The sequence below is a fragment of the Streptomyces sp. NPDC051664 genome (genome assembly GCF_044453545.1).
Lineage (GTDB): Bacteria > Actinomycetota > Actinomycetes > Streptomycetales > Streptomycetaceae > Streptomyces.
On sequence record NZ_JBITCU010000009.1, the window covers coordinates 101,432 to 122,488 of the forward strand.

The window sequence follows — 21,057 nt, forward strand, 5'->3', positions numbered from 1 at the left end:
CGCCCTCCTTCGTCCCTCGAAGGGAGCTTCCATCATGCCCGCGACGCTCGTCGTCTTGCACCCCGCACTGTTAGCCGCTCCGCTGTCCCGCACCGAGGACGCTCAGGTCGTCCCGTCGCCGTGTCAGGCGTGTGGGGTCGCCGGTGGTACGGACTGGATCAAGGTGGACGGCACCGGCGTCCTGGTGCACAACGCCCGTGGCCGAGAGCTCTGCCCGGTGGCCGTGCCGTTCGACTGGGAGACCGGTAAGCCGCTGCCCGCGCTGACTGAGGCGGTGGCTGCATGAACGCCTCGATCGTTCCTCTCGTCGCTGGTCCCGCTCCGGTTCAGCCGCCTGCGTTGCGGGCTCCGGATACGCCGTTGGGCCGTGCCCGGCTGGCTCGGGGGTGGTCGCAGGTCAGGGTGGTGCGGGCGCTGATGCTCCTGGCTGATCACTGGGGCTGGGACATCGCGGCCGAGAACTCGCTCAAGGTCTTCGTCTCCCGCTGGGAGAACGACACCCACCGCCCGGGACAGACCTATCAGGTCCTGCTCTGCGCGATCTTCCGTGCCACCCCGGCCGAACTCGGCTTCACCCGTCCCGCCGCCACGTCCACGCTCAATGAGCGGCTGGCCGCTCTGGAATCGGTGATCGAGGGCCTCACCGAGCGACTCGGGGAGGTGGCTGCGTGACCCTTCCTGCGCTGTCCTCGGCGGCCGTGGCTGACACCGCGGCTGCCGTGGGCGTTGATCCCCTGACCTTGGTCGACATGCTGCGCGTCGCCAACTCCCCGCGCTTCGAGCGCTGGAAGGAGCAGGTACGGCGGACCGGCGGCTGTGCCCAGCCCATCCATCTGAGCGGTCACTCCCAGACCGTGGACACGCGAACGGGCGAGTTCTTCGAGTACTCGACCAGCAGCGAACCGGGCGGACGGCTGCGGATCGCCTGTGGGAACCGCCGTGCCTCGCGCTGCCCGTCGTGCGCCTGGACCTATGCGGGGGACACCTACCACCTGATCATGGCCGGACTCGTTGGCGGCAAGGGCATTCCCGACGCCGTGGCCGAACGCCCCCGCGTCTTCGCCACCCTCACCGCCCCGTCCTTCGGCCCGGTCCACAACCGCCCCGACTCCGGCCGCTGCCGCTGCGGCACCGCCCACGCCGTGGACGATCCCGCCCTCGGTACCGCCATCAGCCCGGAGCGCTACGACTACGCCGGGGCCGTGCTGTGGAACAACCACGCGGGAGCGCTTTGGCAGCGCTTCACCATCTACCTCCGCCGTGAGGTCGCTGCCCGCGCCGGACTGACGCAGGCGGTCTGCAAGGAAGAGGCGCGGGTCTCGTTCGGGAAGGTCGCCGAGTTCCAAAAGCGCGGCGCGGTCCACTTCCACGCGGTCATCCGCATCGACGGACCGGACGGGCCCGACACCCCGGCCCCGGCCTGGGCCACCGTCGAACTCCTCGACGACGCGATCCGGGCAGCCGCCACACGCGCCACGGTTCCCGTCCCTTCCGCCGGCCGATTCCCCGCCCGGACCCTGCGCTGGGGAACACAGATCGACGTGCAACCCATCGGCTTACTTGAAGGCCAGAGCGACGTCAGCGAACAGGCCGTGGGCGCCTACGTCGCCAAATACGCCACCAAGGCCGCAGAGACCACCGGCACCCTCGACCGCCGCATCGGCGAACTCCGCGAACTCGACCTCCACCCCCACCTGCCCGACCACACCCGACGCCTCATCGAAGCCTGCTGGGACCTGGACGCCGACTACCCGGAACGACTGCTCGCTCACTGGTCCCACATGCTCGGCTTCCGCGGCCACTTCTCCACCAAGACGCCCTGCTACTCCACCACCCTCGGAGCCTTGCGCGGAGCACGGGCCGACTGGCGGGCTCAGCAAGAACGCCGGGAACGCGGCCTCGCTCCCCTCGACCAGGACGACGACACGACCGAGGGCTCGGGAGAGGACACGACGCTGGTGATCGCGCACTGGGAGTACGCCGGACAGGGCCACACCCCCGGCGAATCCTGGCTCGCCGCCTCCATCGCCAACGAGATCAGGCAAAACCGCCAACTGGCGCGAGAGAACCGCACCGAACTGGAAGCCTTCGACACCGTGGGGGAGTGGTGACCATGGAACGGCTGCTCACTGTTGACCAGGTCGCCGAACTCCTCGGCACCACCGTCCGGTTCCCCCGGCGGCTCATCGAGGAACGTCGAATCACCTTCGTGAAGGTAGGCCGACACGTCCGCATCCCCGAGAGAGCCGTCACCGCTTTCATCGACGCCCACACCTTCGAGCCGGTCGCTCCTCGCTCGGCTGGCCTTCGGAGGGTCGCCTGATGGCCAACAGGAAGGGCAACCGTCGGCGCTTTGGTTCCGTCCGGCAACTCAAGTCCGGTCGTTGGCAGGCTCGGTACCGCGACCCTGTGACCGGACAGGTGCGCAGTGCCGAGCAGACCTACGCGACGAAGACGGACGCCGAAGTCGCGCTGACGCACATTGAGGCCGACATCTCGCGCGGCCAGTGGGAAGTCCCGGATCAGCGGGCCGTTCCGTTCGCCGAATACGCCGATACGTGGCTGCGGGACCGCAAGCTGGCTGCCCGCAGCAGGGAACGGAACGAGGCAGTGATCCGGCTACACATCAGGCCGACGTTTGGTTCGGGATCTCTGGCCGACGTCACCACGTCCCGTGTCCGGGCCGGGCGTGGCCAACTGCTCGCGGCCGGGGTGGAGGAGCCGACGGTCGTCAAGGCGTATCAGGTCCTCCGCGCCATCATGAACACGGCTGTTGACGATGAACTCGTTCGCCGCAACCCCTGCCGGGTCAAGGGGGCCGACCGGTACGACGTGCCCGAGCGCCCAGTGTTGACCGTGGCGGAGGTGTACGCGGTGGCCGATGCCATGGCGCCGCGCTACCGGCTGCTCGTCCTGCTCGCGGCCTTCACCACACTGCGGTTCGGTGAGCTGGCGTCTCTGCGCCGCCGGGACATCGACACCGCCGGGCGGGTGGTCCTGGTCCAGCGGGCCCAGGCCGAGATGCAGGATGGCAAGCTCTTCGACAAGGCTCCGAAGTCGGCGGCCGGCGTCCGCCCCGTCGCCTTCCCGGACGAGATCCTGGCCGACGTCATCGAGCACCTGGAGCGCTACGCGGGGGCGGGCCGTGACGGTCACGTCTTCCTCGGCCCCCAGGGCGGACAGTTGCGGCGCAGCAACTTCCGGGACGACTGGATCAAGGCGCGCAAGGATGCGGGCATCGCTGCCGATGTCCACTTCCATGATCTGCGGCACACGGGAAACACCTTGGCCGCTGCTGGGGCGAGCACGCGTGAGCTGATGACGCGCATGGGGCACAGCACCGCCCGTGCCGCGCTGATCTATCAGCACATGACCGCCGACCGGGACCGTGCGATCGCCGATCGGCTGGGGTCGATGATTCGCAAACGGCAGGGAGACGCCGGGACGTAGTGGCACGTGTGTGGCACGGACGTGATCACGCGAAAGGGCCAGTTCGAGGGGATCAACCCTTTGAACTGGCCCTTAGTGCCGTGCCCCCGGCAGGATTCGAACCTGCGACACCCGCTTTAGGAGAGCGGTGCTCTATCCCCTGAGCTACGAAGGCGGGGCCTGCCGCTGGCGGCAGTCCAGGACAGGGTAGCGGATGAGGCGCAGGGGTGATGGAGGCAGGCGGGCGGTGCGTTCGGTGAAGGTGCTGCCGTGCATGCACGGTGTGGGGAGCGGGGTGTCTTGACGGGGCATGAGGGCGGGCATAGCGTCACGAATGTACTGAGCAAGCGCTTAGAGAGGTCGACCGTGCCGCACACCGACCCGATCCCCGCCGAACCGGCCCCCGACGCCGGTGCCTTGTCCGCCGCCGACCGTATCGAGGCGGCGCTGACCGGGCCCGGAGCCCCGTTCGCCGTCGTGCGGTTGCAGGACTGCCCGCAGGCCGGGGCGCTCGTGTACGCGGACGGGCCCCGGACCCTTCGCGAATTCGTGGAGACCACCTGGGCCTTCGGGGACCAGCCGTTCCTGATCGCCGCCGAGCGCAGCTACTCGTACGCGGAGTTCTTCGCCGCCGCGTCCGCGCTGGCGTGCCGGCTGTCCGAGGTGTACGGGCTCCGCCCCGGCGACCGGGCCGTCGTCGCGATGCGTAATCACCCCGAGTGGCAGATCGCCTTCTGGGCCGCGCAGCTGGCCGGTCTCGTCGCCGTGCCGCTCAACGCCTGGTGGACCGAGGACGAGTTCACGTACGCGCTCGACGACTGCGGACCGAGGGTGCTGCTGGTGGACGGGGAGCGGCTGCCGCGCGTCTCCGCGTGGGCGGAGAAGACCGAGGCGCGCGTGGTCGTCTTCCACCACCGGGACGGCGAGGTTCCGCAGGGGGCCGAGCGATACGAGGACCTGCCCGCGCCCGACCCGCTCGCCGCACCGCCCGAGGTCGAGATCCGCCCCGAGGACGATGCGACGATCATCTACACCTCGGGTACCACCGGACGGCCCAAGGGTGCCGTCGCCACCCACCTCGCCCAGGTGGGCGCCGCACTCAACCCGCGGTTCCACGCGACCGCTTCCGCACTCCGCCGCGGGATCATTCCGGGACAGGGGCCCGCGCCGGTCACCCTGATGACCTTTCCGTTCTTCCATGTCGCCGCGTTCACCTCCTTCTACGCGGCGATGGCGGCGGGCGGTGCGCTCGTGCTCATGCGGAAGTGGGACGACGAGGAGGCGCTGCGGCTGATCAGGGAGCACGGCGTCACGCACTACGCCGGCGTCCCGGCCACCGCCCTCCGGCTGCTCGCCGCCGCAGAGCGGGCGGGCGACGAGCTGGCGAGCCTCCAGATGCTGAACACCGGCGGGGCCGCCGCTCCGCCCGACCTGGTGGCGCAGCTCACCGTCCGCTACGGCGAGCGGATCGAGCCGCGCAACGGCTACGGGCTGACCGAGACCTGCGGCGGCGTCCTGGCGAACTTCGGCGCCGACTACCGGCTGCACCCGGGCAGCGTCGGCCGGCCGACCCCCACCACCGAGGTGCGGATCGCCGGTCCGGCGGGTGAGGCACTGGCCGACGGCGAGGTCGGCGAGCTGTGGCTGCGCGGCCAGTCACTGGTCCGCGGCTACTGGCACGACGAGGCGGCGACGGCCGAGGCGTTCACGGACGGATGGTTCCGGACCGGGGATCTCGCGCTGGTGCGTGACGGGCGGGTCAGCGTCGTGGACCGGCTCAAGGACATGGTGATCCGCGGCGGTGAGAACGTGTACTGCGTGGAGGTCGAGGCCGTGCTCCACGATCACCCGGACGTCGAGGACGCGGCGGTGCTGGGCGTGGCGCACCCGGTCCTCGGCGAGGAGGTCGCCGCCGTCGTCCGACTGCGGCCCGGCGCCACGGTGACGGCCGACGAGCTGCGGGCGCACGTCGGGCGGACCCTGGCCGCGTTCAAGGTCCCTGCCCATGTCCTCGTACGCGAAGAACCGCTTCCGCGGAACCCGACCGGGAAGATCCTGAAGCGTGAACTGCGCGGGCCGGTCGACGCCGAGGTGCGGGGGAGGGGGACGAAGAGCGGGTAGCACGGGTAGCAGGGGAGGGGCGCGATCAGGAGCGGGTGATGCGGACCCGGTAGTTGCCTTTGGAGTCCTTGTCGACCACCGATATGCGTATCCCGTCGGCCGCGTCGGAGAACGTCTGACCGAGCTGGAACGGGGCGTCGGAGAGCTCGGCCTGCACATTGGGAGACCGTGTGCAGCCTCTGCTGCCCTTGGTGCTGTCCGCGACGGAGATCGGACCCTGGCCGGTGTCCACGTCGGAGCTCACCTTGTAGATGAGTACGCCGGGCCTGCAGACCGCCCGGTCGTTGCCCGCCTGGGTCCGTACCTCCACCGCATAGCCCGACTCCGCGCTGAGCGGCACGAAGGCCAGCTTCAGACCGCCCCGGGTGGCCAGCGGCCCGAGGATGCGGTCGGTGGTGCCGGGTTTGGAGGCGCAGCTGATCTGGTTGTTGTCGAGCCAGCCGAGCTTCCACTTGTGCCAGCCGAGCAGATCGTTGTTGGCCCCCCAGTCCTCGGACATGATGTCCCAGTGCCCGACCGAGCCGCCGCCCTCCATGGTGTAGAGGTCGGGCAGGCCGAAGACATGGCTGTTCTCGTGCGGCAGGACGCGGTAACCGGTCTGCGCGTACGACCCGGAGCCGTCGTCCTGGCGGCTGTAGATGAAGGACGTGTTGGCGAGCGGGACGCCGTCCGCGAGCGGGGCGTCGGCGTTGCCCGAGAAGGTCACGGACAGGACGGTGTCCAGCGCGGAGGGTCCGGCGTTCGGTGTGACCAGGACATTGACCAGGTCGTACTCGCTGAAGTCCACCTTCGGGTCGACGATGGCCACGATGTCCTGGACCAGACGGCGGTAGCCCGGCTCGTACGGTGAGCCGCGCTCTATCCCGTACGCCGAGAACGGCAGCGGCATCCGCAGCCAGCTCTTCACGGGGGCTTCGGGCCGGTAGACGAGCCGGCCGTACGAACTGGTCCGGAACCAGGCGGTGGTCTGCGGGAAGAATTCGGCGAGCCGGTCCGTCGCCGACCCGAGTCCCGGTGCGTCCGGGAAGTCGATCATCAGGTTGAGCGCGTGCACCTCGCCGGTGGACCGGGAGTAGCCGACCGGGGTCGGCATGCCCTCCGACATCTGCACGCCCATCGTCGCGGATATCCGGCACGGTCCGAGCCCTGCCTCCTCAGCGGTGGCCACTGGTCCCGCGGAGGCGTGGCCGGAGAGGGAGAGCGTGCTGCTGGCCGAGGCTGTGGCGGCGATGACCAGCGTGGTTGCCCCGGCGAGTGCGAGGGTGCGGCGGCGGCTGGGTATCCGGTGGCGGGGTTGCTGCATAGAGTCGCCTTCCCGGGGTCCGCGGCAGCCGACGGGCCCTGGCTGCGCTCTGCTGATCACCCTCTGGCGGCCGGTGCGCGGCCGCGCGTTGGGTGCGCCGATCGGTGGATTCTCCGTTCGATCGATGTGACGCAGGTCACATCAAAGACGGGAAATAACCGGGGGCCGATTCCCCGTTTGAACCCGTGTCCCCGCGAAACGGGGAGGCGCTCCCCGGTTGTACGCATCCGGGTCGCCGCAAGAGCCAGCAGGAGCAGCAAGAGCCGGAAGGGAAGGGCTGCCGTCGTGGAGACCGTCACTCGCATCGCCGCCGACACCGACACCGGGACGGCGCCGCGCCGCACGCCCCGCCCGCGGGCGGACGCGCTGCGCAACCGGGAGCGGATCGTGATGGCGGCGCGCGAGATGTTCGTCGAGTTCGGGCCGGACGTGCCGCTCGACGAGGTCGCCCGCCGCGCAGGCGTCGGCAACGCCACGCTCTACCGGAACTTCCCCGACCGGTCCGCGCTGACCCATGAGGTCGTTCTCTCGGTCACCTCCCGCACCACCGACCGTGCGGCCGAGGCGGCGGCCGAGGAGGCCGACCCCTTCGCTGCGCTCAGCCGCTTCGTCCACGCGGCAGCCGACGAACGCGTCGGGGCGCTCTGCCCGATGCTGTCCGGCGGCTTCGACAAGGACCATCCCGAACTGCTCGCCGAGCGTCGCCGCCTCGAAGAGGCCGTCGAAGGGCTCGTGGCGCGCGCCATGTCCGCGGGGCGCCTGCGTACCGACATCGCCGTCGGTGACGTACTGGTCGGCCTCTCCCAGCTCACCCGGCCGTTGCCAGGCACCGCGTGCCTGGACATCGACCGGTTCACCCACCGTCATATCCAGCTGTTCCTGGACGGCCTCGAGGCTCCGGCCCGGTCCGCACTGCCCGGTACGGCGGCAACCTTGGAGGATCTGCGGCGCCGGCCATGAGGCCCGCGCCGGACTGCTGAAGCAGACGCCGTCCGGCTGCGTGTCCGACGCGCCCTCACCACCCCCACCTCACGTCCACTCCCACTTCTCCCAGCTCTCTCCCTTCGCACTTTTCACCCTCACCGTTCACCGGCCGGGACGTTCTGCGTTCACGGTCACGGTTCACGACCCTTCGCTTCCACGCGCGTCCTTAGGTGGCTACTCCCATGTCAAAAACAGCTGATCCACGACTCCCTGACCCCAGCCGCTGGAAAGCGCTGGCCTTCATCGCACTCGCGCAGCTGATGGTCGTGCTCGATGCCACGATCGTGAATATCGCGCTGCCGCATGCACAGACGGCTCTGGGCATCACCGATGCCAACAAGCAGTGGGTCATCACGGCCTACGCCCTCGCCTTCGGCGGACTGCTGCTCTTCGGCGGCCGGATCGCCGACCTGTGGGGCCGTAAGCGCACCTTCGTCGTCGGCCTGATCGGCTTCGCGCTGGCCTCCGCGCTCGGTGGCGCGGCCCAGAATCAGGGCATGCTGTTCGGCTCACGCGCGCTCCAGGGTGTCTTCGGCGCACTGCTCGCCCCGGCCGCGCTCTCGCTGCTCGCCGTGATGTTCACCGATGCCAAGGAGCGTGCCAAGGCGTTCGGCATCTACGGTGCGATCGCCGGTGGTGGTGGCGCCGTCGGACTGATTCTCGGCGGCTTCCTCACCCAGACGCTGAACTGGCGCTGGACGTTCTTCGTCAACATCCCGTTCGCCATCATCGCGGCCGCGGGCGCGTACTTCGTGATCCGCGAGCCGGTCGGCAGCCGTAACCGCTCGTCGCTCGACATCCCGGGCGTGGTGCTCTCCGCGCTGGGTCTGGTCTCGCTGGTGTACGGATTCACCCGCGCCGAGTCCAGCGGCTGGTCGGACCCGCTGACCATCGGCATGTTCGTCGCGTCCGGAGTACTGCTCCTGTCGTTCGTCCTGACCGAGGCCCGGGTCAAGTCGCCGCTGCTGCCGCTGCGCGTCGTGATGGACCGCAACCGCGGCGGTGTCTACCTCTCGCTGGGACTGGCCATCATCGCGATGTTCGGGCTGTTCCTCTTCCTGACGTACTACCTGCAGGTCGTGAGGGGGTACTCGCCGATCCGGACGGGGTTCGCCTTCCTCCCGATGATCGCGGGCATGATCACCGGTTCGACGCAGATCGGTGCCCGGCTGATGACGCGGGTCGCGGCTCGCAAGCTGATGGGTCCGGGCTTCCTGACCGCCGCCGTCGGCATGCTGCTGCTGACGCAGCTGGAGATCGGTTCCTCCTACCCGGCGCTCATCCTGCCGGCGCAGCTCCTGCTGGGTCTGGGCATGGGTACGGCGTTCATGCCGGCCATGTCGCTGGCCACGCACGGGGTCGCGCCGCGGGACTCGGGTGTGGCGTCCGCGATGGTCAACACCTCGCAGCAGGTGGGCGGCGCGATCGGTACGGCGCTGCTGAACACGATCGCCGCCTCGGCCGCCACGGCGTACGCCACCTCGCACGCCGCGCTGGCCGCCACGGACCCGAAGCTGCTGAAGCTCCAGGCGATGGTGCACGGCTTCACGGGAGCCATCTGGTGGGCGGTCGGCATCCTGGTGGTGGCGTCCGCGATCGCGGTGACGTTCATCAATGCCGGACGCCCTTCGGCGACCGCGGTGAACTCGGGCTCCGGCTCGGGGGATGCCGACGGGGTCGAGGACGAGTTCAAGGTCCCGGTTGTCGCGCACTGACGAGGGACGCGCGGCGTGGAGTCGCATGAAGTGACGTGAACATGGGTCTGCCCCGGTTCCGCTCGGCGGAGCCGGGGCAGACCCGCGTCGGTGCGCGGTGCGCGGTGCGCGGTGCGCGGTGCGCGGTGCGCGGTGCGTCGGCTGGACAGCCCTTAGCGCAGCCAGGGCAGGTCCGCGTCCGTGCCGTCCGGCTCCAGCCCGGTGGCGATGACCTGCATGATCTCGCCGAACGAGCGCACCTGCTCGGGGGTGAGCCGGTCGAACATCGCCTGACGTACGGCACGCACATGACCCGGCGCGGACCGGCTGAGCATCTCGTAACCCTCGTCGGTGAGGACCGCGTTCTGTCCTCGCTTGTCGGAAGGACAGTCCTCCCGACGCACCCAGCCGTTGCGTTCCAGCCGGGCGACGGCGTGCGAGAGCCGGGAGCGGGTGATCTTGACGTCCTTGGCCAGCTGGGTCATCCGCATCTGACGCCGGGGCGCCTGGGCGAGCTGGACGAGCAGTCCGTAGTAGATGTGCGGCATGCCGGCGTCGCGCTGCAGCTGGCGGTCGAGATGGTCCTCCAGGAGTGTGGTGGCCTGGAGATAGGCGCGCCAGACGCTCTGCTCTTCGTCGGAGAGCCAGCGGGGCCCGCCGGTGGATGCCGTGGTCATGTACTCCACTGTACGACCTTTCCTTGAAAGTTGAACTAGATAAGGCTAAGGTCTCCATAGCTGGGAACTTGAAGCTTCAAGAAACTTCGCGCTTGGGAGCTTCACGGAGCTCCGAGGGCCCCGTAGAAGAGCTGTCTTCACTAGCAGTGGATGGGGAGTGTCATGACTGTCACCGCGGAGCGGATGCCCGCCCTCTATCTTTCCCACGGTGCGCCGCCGCTGGCCGACGACCCGGTGTGGCCCGGCCAGTTGGCCGCTTGGTCCGCCGGCCTGCCCCGTCCTACCGCGATCCTCATGGTCTCCGCCCACTGGGAGGAGGCCCCGCTCGCCCTGGGTGCGACCGGGACCGTCCCGCTCGTCTACGACTTCTGGGGCTTCCCCGAGCACTACTACCAGGTGCAGTACGCGGCCCCGGGAGCCCCGCAGCTGGCCGAGAACGTGCGCAAGCTGCTGCGCGGCGCCGGTACACCGGTCCAGGACATCCCGGACCGCGGGCTCGACCACGGGGCGTACGTCCCGCTGGTGGAGATGTTCCCGGGTGCCGACATCCCCGTACTCCAGATCTCCTTGCCGACGCTGGACCCGCAGAAGCTGATGGACATCGGACGCAAGCTCGCGCCGCTGCGCGACGAGGGCGTACTGATCGTCGGCAGCGGCTTCTTCACCCACAACCTCGCCGCACTGCGGCACGCGGGCGGCGGCAACCCCGGCTGGTCGGTGGAGTTCGACGACTGGGGGCACCGGGCGCTGCAGGCGCAGGACATCGACGCGCTGCTGGACTTCGAGCACAAGTCCCCGGCCGGCCGGCTGGCCCATCCGCGCACCGAACACTTCGCGCCGCTCTTCGTGACGCTGGGCGCCTCGGAGGGCGAGCTCGACCAGGGCCGCAGCGTCATCGACGGGTTCTGGATGGGGCTCGCGAAGCGGTCGGTGCAGTTCGGCTGAGCGGTCAGAGGGCCGGCGGGTTCAGCTCGATCGAGACGAGCGCGGCGGCCAGGGCCGTCGTGTCGCCGACGTCCAGCGCGGTGTCGGTGAACTTGATCGTGTGGTCGTCGCCGTGTGCCGCCGCCCGCGCGAAGATCTCGTCCGCGGAGGCTGCTGACGGCGATGCGGTGCAGGGGACGGGGTCGGCCGGGCTGTACGCGGCGGTGACCGCGGCGCTCGCGGCCCAGGCCGCGGCCAGGCTCCGGTGCCACAGGTCACGGGGCAGAGCGGGCAGCGTACGCAGCACGGCGTTGGGGGCGGTCGCGGCGTGCACCAGCATGATCGGCTCGCCATGGCCGTGGGTGGCGTAGCGGTGGGTCGCGGCCCTGACCAGCTCCGCCAGCCGGGTGCGCGCCACGTCCGGGTCGTCCGCGAACTGCTGCGGCCACAGCGGGAACGCGGTGAGCTGCGCCAGCCGGTCGCGGATCCCGCCCCTCTGGTCGGCCACCGGCGGTACGGCGTCCAGCGCGGCCGTGGCACTCGGCGCGGGCACGAGCGAGGCCGGTGGGTGCAGCGCGGGCAGCGGCTGGTGGCGGGCGGCCCAGTAGCCGAGGCCGTGCGCGAGCTCGCTGATCCGGGGCGCGTTCGCTTCCCCGTCGAGCAGGGTGCGTACGGCGTGGCCGACCCGGATCACGGGGTGGGTGGCGCCCGCGGCGATGCCAGGCAGCAGCCGCGGCCACCACTCGGTGAGGACGTCCTGCCAGGGGCGCCCGGCAGTCTCCTGCTCGAAGTACATCGTCCAGTCGGCGATCCTGCGCGGGTCGCCCAGGGCCTCGTGCCAGTTCTCCGCGGTGACCCGGGCCGTGGGGGCCGGCATGTCCTCCAGCTTGTGGCTGTAGTGGTCGAGCCAACGGTGGACGGCCGGTGCCTGGCCGTGCCGTGCGAGCGCCTCGACGGCCATCGGGCCGTGGTTGCTCAGCCAGCCGTTCCGCTCGGGACCCGCGGCGTGCAGCCGCTCCAGCGCCTCGTCGAGCGTGCCGGTGGGGTCGACCGGTGCCGTGCCCGGTGCGCCTGTGAGGTCTGTCCTGCCTGTCGTGTCGGTCATGCCGGAACACGCTAGGCGCGGGGCCCGGCGCCCGTAACGGGCTGCGGACCTACACCGCGACCCCGCCGGGTCCTAGGTCTCCGGGCCCAGAGGCTTCTCGTACCAGGCCACGTCCCAGTACCTGCCGAACTTCCGGCCCACCTCGGCGTACGTACCGACATGGCGGAAGCCGAAACGCTCGTGCAACCGCGCCGAGGCGTCGTTGGGCAGGGCGATGCCCGCGTACGCACGATGGAGATCCTCGTCTGCGAGGGCCTCGAAGAGCGACTCGTACAGGAGCGTGCCGATGCCCTGGCCGGTGGCCTGTGGCGGGCAGTACACGCTCACCTCCACCGACGTGGCGTACGCCGCTTTGGGGCGGAAGGCGCTGCTGGTCGCGTAGCCCAGGACCGATGCGGGGCCGACAATGCGGACATCCTGAGCAACCAGAAGACGGTGCGGACCGTCTTCAGGGTGAGAGAGCAGCCACGGCATCCGCTGTTCGGGTGTGAAGGGGGCGGTGTCGAATGTGAGCGCAGTCTCACGAACGTAATGGTTGTAGATGTCGGTGAGGGCCGCCAAATCGCCCGCGACGCCAGGCCTGACCTGCACCTCTGTACGGAGTTCCGGCGTTTCCGGCATGCACCCTCCCCTCTCGGCGCGACAGGGTACTGCATGATCGCGAAAATGAATGCGAGGCGTGGGAATTCTGTCCGGATTCCAGTCGTTGTTTCCAACGGATGCAGGGCACCCGAAAGGGTGTCGCGACCTACTCAGCAAGGGAGCACGCATGGCAACCCGTGCCGTCGCCCGTCGTTCGTCCACCACTGGTGGGAACAGCCGGGCAAGCAGTGTTCGCGCCGTAGGCGGGGAAATCGCCGATCGCGACCTGGTCGGCATGTACCTGGACGAGATCGCGCGCACGCCGCTGCTCGACGCCGCCAAGGAGGTCGAGCTGTCCCAAGCCGTAGAGGCGGGCGTATTCGCCCGGCAGGTCCTCGACGGTGTGGTGGAGAGCGAAGCCGGTGGAGCGACGCGTGAGGAGCTGGAGGCGCTGGTCGCCGAGGGCGAGCGCGCCAAGGACATATTCATCCGCTCCAACCTTCGACTCGTGGTTGCTGTCGCCCGCCGCTATCCGCGGGCCGGCCTGCCCCTGCTCGACCTGATCCAGGAGGGGAACGCGGGCCTGGTGCGCGCGGTCGAGAAGTTCGACTACGCCAAGGGCTTCAAGTTCTCCACGTATGCGACGTGGTGGATCCGTCAGGCCATCACCCGTTCCATAGCCGACCAGTCCCGTACGATCCGGCTCCCCGTCCACCTGGTGGAGGAGCTCGGCCGGATCCGCCGTGTCCAGCGCGAGTTCAACCGTGAGCACGGGCGCGAGCCCGAGCACGCGGAGATAGCCGCCGAGCTGGACTCCACGACCACGCGCGTCGGCGACGTCCTGGACTGGGCCCGCGACCCGGTCAGCCTCAACATGTCCGTGGACGACGAGGGCGAGACCCAGTTCGGCGATCTGCTGGAGGACACCTCCGCGGTGTCGCCCGAGCAGTCCGTGATGACGCTGCTGCGCAGCGAGGAGCTGGAGGACCTGATCGGCAAGCTCGACAACCGCACCGCGTCGATCATCCGAATGCGGTACGGCATCGAGGACGGCCGTGAGCGGACTCTCACCGAGGTCGGCAAGCAGCACGGTCTGACGCGCGAGCGGATCCGGCAGATCGAGAAGCACGCACTGCTCGAACTGAAGCGAATGGCCCACGACACGGGTTTTGACGCTGCGGCGTGAGCCCGAGTCCAGTAGCCTCCGATATGAGCCGCTTCGTGCGGACCTCATGAGCTGAGTCCCGGCGCCCACCCCCCCTGGCGCCGGGGCTCATTTCTTTGCCGTCACGGTGAGGGGAGTGCTGCCGCACGCGTCAGCCGGGCTCCCAGATCGCTCAGGAACTCCACCAGCTGCGCCGGCTCGTGCGCGGTGAACTCGCAGTCGACCAGCGCCAGTCGGAGCGCCACCCACTCCAGCGAGTCCGCCATGACCGCACGGAGCCGGCAGCTGCGCTCGCCGGTCGGTTCCAGCGGACCGAACGCCGGGGGCAGCCGCGCGGACACGAACTCCGCCGGGGCCGCGAAGCTCACCTCGACCGCCAGCTCCGGCTGCCGGCGTCGGATGGAGTCGGTGAGGAAGGCCGCGGCGTCCCCCGTGGGCAGCTCGCGCGGTGTGAAGCGGGCCCCTGTGGCGAACGGCTCGCTCACCCGGTCGACGCGGAACGTACGCCATGCCTCGCGCCCCAGGTCGTACGCGACGAGATACCACCGCCACCCCGTGCTCACCAGCCGGTAGGGCTCGGCCTCCCGTTTCGTCTCGGCGCCGTCCCCCGCCCGGTACGCGAACCGCAGCCGCTCCCGGCCGGTGACCGCCGCCGCCATCACCGTCAGCGTGTGCGGATCGATGGTCGAACCGTCACCGCGGGTCAGCGGCATGGTTGCGTTCTGCAGGGTCGAGACCCGGTGCCGCAGCCGGGACGGCAGCACCTGCTCCAGCTTCGCCAGGGCCCGTACGGATGCCTCGTCGACCCCCTCGATGGCATGCCCGGCCCCCGCCCGCAGCCCCACCGCGATCGCCACCGCCTCCTCGTCGTCCAGAAGCAGCGGCGGCATGGCGGCGCCCGCGACCAGGCGGTAGCCGCCGACCGAGCCGCGCGACGCCTCGACCGGATAGCCGAGGTCGCGGAGCCGGTCGATGTCGCGGCGGATGGTGCGCGGGCTGACGTCGAGCCGCTCGGCGAGCTCGCTGCCCGGCCACTCGCGCGGCGTCTGGAGGAGCGACAGCAGATTCAGCAGTCGTGCCGGGGTATCGGTCATGGATCCAGGGTGCCGGTTCATTGGGTCATGACCTGACCTAATGGACGCTTAACTTCCTCATATGACTTCTTCCGCATCGCTGCCGTCCACGGCGGCCGTTCCCACGGTGTCCTCGGACCCGTCGGACCGGCGCCGGTGGTTCGCGCTCGCCATCGTGATGACCGCGGCCTTCATGGACCTGGTCGACGTCACGATCGTCAACATCGCCATACCGAGCATCCAGCGTGACACCGGTGCCTCGTTCAGCTCGATCCAGTGGATCACCGCCGGATACGCCCTGGCCTTCGCGGCCGGACTGATCACGGGCGGCCGGCTCGGCGACATCTACGGCCGCAAGCGGCTCTTCCTCATCGGTATCGGCGGCTTCACGCTGGCCTCCGCACTCTGCGGCTTCGCCGCGAACCCGGAGATGCTGGTCGCCTCCCGCATCCTGCAGGGCGGCACCGCCGCCCTGATGGTCCCGCAGGTGCTGTCGATCGTGCACGCCACGTTCCCGGCGCACGAGCGCGGCAAGGTCTTCGGCCTCTTCGGTGCGATCGTCGGCCTCGGCGCGGTCTCGGGACCGTTGCTCGGCGCGCTGCTCACGGAGTGGAACATCGCGGGCCTCGAGTGGCGGCCGATCTTCCTGATCAACCTGCCGGTCGGCATCGCGGGACTGGTCCTGGGCCGGAAGTTCATCACGGAGTCCAAGGCCCCGAAGGCGCTGCGCCTCGACCTGGTCGGTGTCGCGCTGGTGACGCTGGGACTGCTGATGCTGCTCTACCCGCTGACCCGGGGGCGCGAGCTGGGCTGGCCGCTGTGGGGGTACATGTCGATGATCGGCAGTGTCCTGGTGTTCGCGGCCCTGGTGCTGTTCGAGCGGGCGAAGGAACGCAAGGACGGTTCGCCGCTCGTCGAGCTCTCGCTGTTCCGGGTCAAGAGCTTCGCGGCGGGCATCGCCGTCCAGCTGACCTTCGGGATCGGCCTCGGTATCTTCTTCCTGGTCTGGACGCTGTACATGCAGATCGGCCTCGGCTGGAGCGCGCTGCGGGCGGGCACGACCGGTATCCCGTTCTCTATCGCCGTCTCGTTCGCCGCCGGGATCTCCGTACAGAAGCTGGTACCCCGTTTCGGCCGCAAGGTCCTGCAGGCGGGCGCGCTGCTGATGGTCGCCGGACTGCTGCTCTACATCTGGGAGTCCGACCGGTACGGCATGGGCATCGCCCCCTGGCAGATGGCTCTGCCGCTGGTCGTCATGGGGATCGGGATGGGGCTGATCGTGGCCCCGTTGACGGACGCGGTGCTGTCCGAGGTGCCGAAGGAACACTCCGGATCGGCGTCCGGGCTGATCAACACCGTGCAGCAGATGGGCAACGCGCTGGGACTCGGACTCGTCTCGGTCGTCTTCTTCGGATCGGTCAGCGACCGGCTGGCGCCGCAGGCGATGGGCCCAGCGTTCGTCCAGGCGTTCCAGCACTCGCTGTGGTGGGTGGCCGGGGTGCTCGCGCTGATCTTCCTGGTGATGTTCGCGCTGCCGGCGCGACCGCGGCAGCACGTGGAGGGCGGCGAGGACGAGGACGTCCAGGACGCCGATGCCACGCCGGGCGAGGTGGCCAAGGAGGCCGCGCTGACGCGCTGAGTGCGTCTGCCGGCCGGTGAGTGCCTGCCTGCTCGGTGCCCGCACCTCTCGGGGGGTGCGGGCACCTTGCGTCAGGCGCGGGCCCCTTGTGCGTGCTGCGGCGGGTGGGCGCCGTCGCCCGTCAGCAGATGCGTGTGCGGCTCTCCATCGCCTCGCGCGCCGCCTGCTCGTCCCCGTACACCTCGCACATGTGGCGGCCGTCCGGCGTCGCCGTGTGCTCGACCTCCCACAGGCTCGTCTCGCTGCCGTCGAGAAGCAGGAAGGCGTGCTCGTACAGGGTGAAACCGGCGTCCCGTCCGTCGACCCGGCACTGCCGGCCGAAGATCTGGGTGATGTGGTGGGCGAAGGCGGCCCGCAGCAGACGCGCGGTCTCCTCGCCCGGCACGTCGCCGTTCTCCGCGCGGCGCAGCACGCGGCGGGCGTGGTCCGCGGAGTTGTCCGGCGCGTACATCCGGGGCAGCGGCGCCGGCGGCGCAGCCATCAGGACAGTCTGTATCTCCAGGCACGCCTGCGGGGCGTCGTCGCCGAACGCCGACATGTCGGAGAGGCTGCCGGCCAGCCGGGCGGCGGCGACTTGGGCGTCGGCCTCGTCGTCGTACAGCTCGTGGTGCTGAGGGCCGGGCCGCGTCCGTGACCGGGGGTCCGTCGCGTCCCTGGCGCCCCCGTGGACCAGCTCCCACAGGGTCAGGGCCGAGCCGTCGGCCAGCAGATAGGTATGCCGGTAGGTCTCGCGGTGCAGTACGGAACTGTGGTGCGAGGAATGCAGGGAGCTGCTGTGTGCCAGTGCCGTGCCGAGTCTCTCGACCGTGCAGTCGGGCAGGTCGAAAGAGTTGAGTGCGCGTCGCAGGAGTCGCTCGAGGTGCTGCTCGGTTGTCTCGTACGGATCGCTCAAGGTGCTGTCTCCAGGCCGTCGCCGCGTGTTACACGTTGCGTGCTTAACGTAGTCCCTGGGTCTGACATCGAGACCGGGTTCCGGAAAACGTACGGCACACGCGGATAGTTCCTGGCGTTTCGTCCGAACTTCCTTGTGCGGACGGCGAGTCGGCGGTCAGCCGGTGCCGTAGAGATCGCTGTACGAGGGGTACGTGCCCGCGCCGGGACGGCGGGCCTCGACGCTCTCGGCCGCCCGTACGGCCTTCACGACGGCGCGCGCCAGCACGTCCGCGCCCGCCGCCAGGAGTTCGTTGAGCGCGATCGGGTTGTCCGGCAGCGGCCGCTCACCGGTGGCGAGCGCGAAGACCGTGTCCCCGTCGTTCAGCAGATGTACGGGACGCACGGCGCGCGCCAGTCCGTCATGCGCCGTGCCCGCGAGCTTCTGGGCCTGCGCGCGGGTGAGGTCCGCGTCCGTGGCGACGACGGCGAGCGTGGTGTTGAGCGGGGGGCGGGCTTCGGCGTCCCCCGCTTCGGCCAACCGGCGCCCGGCGGCCCTGTGGACCTCCGCCGGGGGGTGCACGGGCGGTTCGGCGGCTCCGTACTCCCCGTACAGCACCCCGGTCACCGGATCGACCACCGAACCCGCCGCGTTCACCACGACCAGCACGCCGACCGTGATCCCTGACGGCAGCCGGACGCTCGCCGTGCCTACACCGCCCTTGAGCCGGCCGGCGACCGCTCCCGTGCCGGCGCCGACCCCGCCCTCCGCGACCGGGGCACCCGACTCCGTACCGGCTGCGGCCTCCACCGCGGCGCGGCCGGTCGATGCGTCCGGCCGGGCCCGCCAGTCGCCACCCCGCCCCAGGTCGAAGATGCACGCGGCCGGGACCACCGGCACCACCTGCGACGGATCGGGACCCACCCGCACGCCCCGCCCCTGCTCCTCCAGCCAGGCCATCACGCCCGACGCCGCGTCCAGTCCGTACGCGCTGCCGCCCGTCAGGACGACGGCGTCGATGCACTGCACCAGATTGCGGGGGTCGAGGGCGTCCGTCTCCCGGGTGCCCGGGCCGCCGCCCCGTACGTCGACGGCGGCGACCGCGCCGCCCTCGGGGGCGAGGACGACGGTGGTGCCGCTCAGTGCGGCGTCGCCGGGCACCCGCGCATGGCCGACCCGCAGCCCGGCGACATCCGTCAGCGCGTCCCTCCCGGCCGCGGGGCGGGTGGTCGGCGGCCGCGTCGCGCTCTGTTCCGGGCCCTGTCCTGTGTGCTGTCCGGCCATCGTGTGCTCCTCACGCGTGGGTCGGCGGGACGGAGGCGGAATCCGGCCCGCCCGGTGCCGGGCGCCGCGACAGCGCCACCCCGGCCGCCACGGTCGCGGCCGCCACCAGACCGGCCGCGAGGATCGCCCACTCCCCGGCGAACGTACAGGCCAGGATCGCCACCGAGGCCAGCGGGAGGGGTAGTTGCTCCGCGCGGTCGCGCTTGAAGTGGCGGGCGTGCAGCAGCCACACCGTCAGCAGGAAGATCGCTGCGGGGACTGTCACGGCGGCCGAGGCGGCCGCCGTCGACACGTGAGCCTTTCCGGTGGCCTCCTCCACCGCGACCTCGATGCCCGCACCGATCGCGGCTGCGGAACCGAAGATCGCGTAGTGGCCGTATCCCCAGGTGAACGCCTGCTTGCTGCCGCGGAGATAGGTGTGGATCGGCACGGCGAAGTAGATCCACCAGGCGGCGAAGACGATCAGCAGTCCGCCCGCGGCGACCGGCAGCAGTTCACCGAGCGCGTCGTGCTCGTCGACGGCCTCCTGGACAGCGACCGTCGCCGCGGCGATCGTCTCGCCGAGCACGATGATGGTGAACAGGCCGTACCGTTCGGCGATGTGGTGCGGATGCCAGCTCGTGCTGCGATCGCGCTCTGCGAGGGCCGGAACCGACAGCTCGCACAGGGCGAGCATCACGTAGAGCGCGGTACGGGCGCCGTTCATGTCGGCGGGTACGAACAGCATGCCGATCCAGCCCAGTTGGACCAGGACGATCCCGATGGCGTACCGCCGCGCGACCCTGCGTTCTGCGCCCTCGGACCAGCGGGCCACCCGCAGCCACTGGCTGGTCAGCGCGAGCCGCATCACCACATAGCCGATGACGGCGAGCGTCCAGTTCCCGTGGTCGAAGGCGCGCGGCACACCGGCGGCGAGGATGAGCACGCCGGTGATCTGGACGAACGTGACCACGCGGTAGAGCGTGTCGTCGGTGTCGTACGCGGAGGCGAACCAGGAGAAGTTCACCCAGGCCCACCAGATCGCGAAGAACACGGCCAGATAGCCGACGATCCCGGCGCCGGGATGCCCCTCGGCGACGGCATGCACGAGACGGCCGCCCGCCTGGGCGACGGCCACGACGAAACACAGGTCGAAGAAGAGTTCCAGCGGGGTCGAGGCGCGGTACTTCTCGGTGCGGCTGCGGGCGGTCATCCGGGGCATGGGGCCCAGCACAGCAGACCACTCCGGTGGCCGGTGGCGGGACGCGCAGATCGTACGGGGAAAGCGTCCTGCGTCAGGTCCTGCGCCGCGGACCTTCGCGCGCCCGGGCTTCGTGCCGCTGGGCGACGCGCTCACTCAGCCGGACGTCCGATCAGGACCGACCATTCCGTTCCTCGTCGTCCTGGGGCTCTGGGTGCTCGACCCGAAGGATCGCTGACCGTCGCCGTACCCTGTTGGTATGAGCACCGCCCCCACCCCCGGACCGCGCGATTCGAAACCGTCGCAGCCGACGAACCCGACACAGCCGGAGCAGAGGAAGCCCAAGCCGGCTCTGATCTTCGACGATCCGCTGGACCAGCAGTCCGCGGACGATACGGACCGAGCGTGGGGCGAGCGGGCTCCGGCCGGCGGCAGCGCCGCCGACCTCGCGCGCTTCCTGGACGAGAAGCCACCCCACCACGTCTGAGCTACTCGTCGTGGCCGCGGCCCGGTTCCTGGCCGCGCCCCTCGCCCGCCGGGCCGCTGCGCTGCGAGACGAGAGCGTCGCGGATCTCCTTCAGCACCTCCAGCTCGCTCATCTCCAGCGTCTCCTGCACGCCGTCCTTGGCAGCCTGCATCGCCGCTCGCCTGGCCAGGTACTTGGCCATCGGCAGCACCATCAGGAAGTAGACGACGGCCGCCGTGATCACGAAGCCGATCGTGGCGCTGAGCACCGAGCCCCACAGGATCCGGATGCCCTCGGTCTCGCCTGTCTTCGGGTCCGTGACACAGGGGCCCTTGAGGCAGGAGCTGTAGCTCCCCAGATCCTTGGTGCCGAACGCACCGACGAGCGGATCGATGACGCCCTTGACGAGCGCGTTCACGATGTTGGTGAACGCGGCGCCGATGACGACCGCGATCGCCAGGTCGATCACATTGCCGCGCAACAGGAAGACCCTGAAGCCTTCCAGCAGACTGACCTTCTTCTTCTCGCCCACGAGTGAGTCCGCCTCCGCATGCGCCGTA

The 21,057-nt window shown here is 70.2% G+C and carries 21 protein-coding genes and 1 tRNA gene; 12 read left to right on the top strand and 10 right to left on the bottom strand.

Going from position 1 to position 21,057, the window contains the following annotated elements; translation table 11 throughout:
* Window positions 1-34 precede the first annotated feature (34 nt).
* The 5 genes from ACIA8E_RS18885 (at window position 35) to ACIA8E_RS18905 (ending at window position 3,450) form a co-directional block, all read left to right on the top strand.
* Window positions 35-286, top strand: a complete 252-nt coding sequence (locus tag ACIA8E_RS18885) for a hypothetical protein (protein ID WP_399299324.1) — start codon at window positions 35-37, stop codon at window positions 284-286.
* A 131-nt stretch (window positions 287-417) separates the two neighbouring features.
* A complete protein-coding gene (locus ACIA8E_RS18890) occupies window positions 418-672 on the top strand; it encodes a hypothetical protein (protein WP_399299326.1) in 255 nt (84 codons plus the stop codon).
* A gap of 26 nt (window positions 673-698) precedes the next feature.
* Complete coding sequence (gene repSA, locus ACIA8E_RS18895) at window positions 699-2,111, top strand: replication initiator protein RepSA (RefSeq protein ID WP_399299706.1); 1,413 nt, start codon at window positions 699-701, stop codon at window positions 2,109-2,111.
* 2 nt (window positions 2,112-2,113) lie between these two features.
* Complete coding sequence (locus ACIA8E_RS18900; RefSeq protein ID WP_267004670.1) at window positions 2,114-2,323, top strand: excisionase family DNA-binding protein; 210 nt, start codon at window positions 2,114-2,116, stop codon at window positions 2,321-2,323.
* Entirely contained in the window at window positions 2,323-3,450 is a 1,128-nt protein-coding gene (locus ACIA8E_RS18905; RefSeq protein WP_399299328.1) for a tyrosine-type recombinase/integrase, read from the top strand. Before ACIA8E_RS18900 ends, ACIA8E_RS18905 begins: the two co-directional genes overlap by 1 nt.
* A gap of 81 nt (window positions 3,451-3,531) precedes the next feature.
* On the opposite strand, the gene ACIA8E_RS18910 is transcribed toward ACIA8E_RS18905, so the two are convergent.
* A tRNA-Arg gene (locus ACIA8E_RS18910) sits at window positions 3,532-3,604 on the bottom strand.
* A gap of 191 nt (window positions 3,605-3,795) precedes the next feature.
* Here ACIA8E_RS18910 and ACIA8E_RS18915 point away from each other — a divergent pair.
* Window positions 3,796-5,550: a class I adenylate-forming enzyme family protein gene (locus ACIA8E_RS18915; RefSeq protein WP_399299330.1), complete on the top strand. Its 1,755-nt coding sequence runs from the start codon at window positions 3,796-3,798 to the stop codon at window positions 5,548-5,550.
* Between the two features lie 25 nt (window positions 5,551-5,575).
* Here the strand turns inward: ACIA8E_RS18915 and ACIA8E_RS18920 are convergent, their stop codons facing one another.
* Window positions 5,576-6,853 (bottom strand): M6 family metalloprotease domain-containing protein, encoded by a 1,278-nt coding sequence (locus ACIA8E_RS18920; RefSeq protein WP_399299332.1) that lies wholly within the window; start codon window positions 6,851-6,853, stop codon window positions 5,576-5,578.
* Window positions 6,854-7,138: 285 nt separating this feature from the next.
* Here ACIA8E_RS18920 and ACIA8E_RS18925 point away from each other — a divergent pair, with 285 nt between their 5' ends.
* Window positions 7,139-7,813, top strand: coding sequence for a TetR/AcrR family transcriptional regulator (locus tag ACIA8E_RS18925; protein ID WP_399299333.1), 675 nt, complete (start codon window positions 7,139-7,141; stop codon window positions 7,811-7,813).
* 206 nt (window positions 7,814-8,019) lie between these two features.
* Window positions 8,020-9,552, top strand: a complete 1,533-nt coding sequence (locus tag ACIA8E_RS18930) for an MFS transporter (protein ID WP_399299334.1) — start codon at window positions 8,020-8,022, stop codon at window positions 9,550-9,552.
* A 152-nt stretch (window positions 9,553-9,704) separates the two neighbouring features.
* Here ACIA8E_RS18930 and ACIA8E_RS18935 read toward each other — a convergent pair whose 3' ends face one another.
* Window positions 9,705-10,217, bottom strand: a complete 513-nt coding sequence (locus ACIA8E_RS18935; RefSeq protein ID WP_399299336.1) for a MarR family winged helix-turn-helix transcriptional regulator — start codon at window positions 10,215-10,217, stop codon at window positions 9,705-9,707.
* A 153-nt stretch (window positions 10,218-10,370) separates the two neighbouring features.
* Between ACIA8E_RS18935 and ACIA8E_RS18940 the strand changes: the two genes are divergently transcribed.
* On the top strand, window positions 10,371-11,153 hold the full coding sequence (locus ACIA8E_RS18940) for a dioxygenase (RefSeq protein ID WP_399299338.1): 783 nt from the start codon (window positions 10,371-10,373) through the stop codon (window positions 11,151-11,153).
* Window positions 11,154-11,157: 4 nt separating this feature from the next.
* Here ACIA8E_RS18940 and ACIA8E_RS18945 read toward each other — a convergent pair whose 3' ends face one another.
* On the bottom strand, window positions 11,158-12,237 hold the full coding sequence (locus ACIA8E_RS18945; protein WP_399299340.1) for a questin oxidase family protein: 1,080 nt from the start codon (window positions 12,235-12,237) through the stop codon (window positions 11,158-11,160).
* Between the two features lie 72 nt (window positions 12,238-12,309).
* The gene (locus ACIA8E_RS18950) at window positions 12,310-12,858 is read right to left on the bottom strand and encodes a GNAT family N-acetyltransferase (protein ID WP_399299342.1); all 549 of its coding nucleotides are present in this window, start codon (window positions 12,856-12,858) and stop codon (window positions 12,310-12,312) included.
* 148 nt (window positions 12,859-13,006) lie between these two features.
* On the opposite strand from ACIA8E_RS18950, the gene ACIA8E_RS18955 reads away from it, so the two are divergent.
* Window positions 13,007-14,005: an RNA polymerase sigma factor RpoD/SigA gene (locus ACIA8E_RS18955; RefSeq protein WP_399299344.1), complete on the top strand. Its 999-nt coding sequence runs from the start codon at window positions 13,007-13,009 to the stop codon at window positions 14,003-14,005.
* Window positions 14,006-14,106: 101 nt separating this feature from the next.
* Here ACIA8E_RS18955 and ACIA8E_RS18960 read toward each other — a convergent pair whose 3' ends face one another.
* Window positions 14,107-15,078 (bottom strand): helix-turn-helix transcriptional regulator, encoded by a 972-nt coding sequence (locus ACIA8E_RS18960; RefSeq protein WP_399299346.1) that lies wholly within the window; start codon window positions 15,076-15,078, stop codon window positions 14,107-14,109.
* Window positions 15,079-15,139: 61 nt separating this feature from the next.
* On the opposite strand from ACIA8E_RS18960, the gene ACIA8E_RS18965 reads away from it, so the two are divergent.
* Window positions 15,140-16,696, top strand: a complete 1,557-nt coding sequence (locus ACIA8E_RS18965; protein WP_399299348.1) for an MFS transporter — start codon at window positions 15,140-15,142, stop codon at window positions 16,694-16,696.
* A gap of 121 nt (window positions 16,697-16,817) precedes the next feature.
* Here ACIA8E_RS18965 and ACIA8E_RS18970 read toward each other — a convergent pair whose 3' ends face one another.
* The 3 genes from ACIA8E_RS18970 to ACIA8E_RS18980 form a co-directional block, all read right to left on the bottom strand.
* Complete coding sequence (locus tag ACIA8E_RS18970; RefSeq protein WP_399299350.1) at window positions 16,818-17,588, bottom strand: DUF6227 family protein; 771 nt, start codon at window positions 17,586-17,588, stop codon at window positions 16,818-16,820.
* A gap of 156 nt (window positions 17,589-17,744) precedes the next feature.
* Window positions 17,745-18,851 (bottom strand): P1 family peptidase, encoded by a 1,107-nt coding sequence (locus ACIA8E_RS18975; RefSeq protein WP_399299352.1) that lies wholly within the window; start codon window positions 18,849-18,851, stop codon window positions 17,745-17,747.
* 10 nt (window positions 18,852-18,861) lie between these two features.
* Window positions 18,862-20,052 carry a low temperature requirement protein A gene (locus ACIA8E_RS18980; protein WP_399299354.1) on the bottom strand — a complete coding sequence of 397 codons (1,191 nt, stop codon included), beginning with the start codon at window positions 20,050-20,052 and terminating at the stop codon, window positions 18,862-18,864.
* A 238-nt stretch (window positions 20,053-20,290) separates the two neighbouring features.
* Between ACIA8E_RS18980 and ACIA8E_RS18985 the strand changes: the two genes are divergently transcribed.
* Window positions 20,291-20,518: a hypothetical protein gene (locus tag ACIA8E_RS18985; protein ID WP_399299356.1), complete on the top strand. Its 228-nt coding sequence runs from the start codon at window positions 20,291-20,293 to the stop codon at window positions 20,516-20,518.
* 1 nt (window position 20,519) lies between these two features.
* Here the strand turns inward: ACIA8E_RS18985 and ACIA8E_RS18990 are convergent, their stop codons facing one another.
* Window positions 20,520-21,029 carry an MscL family protein gene (locus ACIA8E_RS18990; protein WP_399299358.1) on the bottom strand — a complete coding sequence of 170 codons (510 nt, stop codon included), beginning with the start codon at window positions 21,027-21,029 and terminating at the stop codon, window positions 20,520-20,522.
* Window positions 21,030-21,057: the final 28 nt, after the last annotated feature.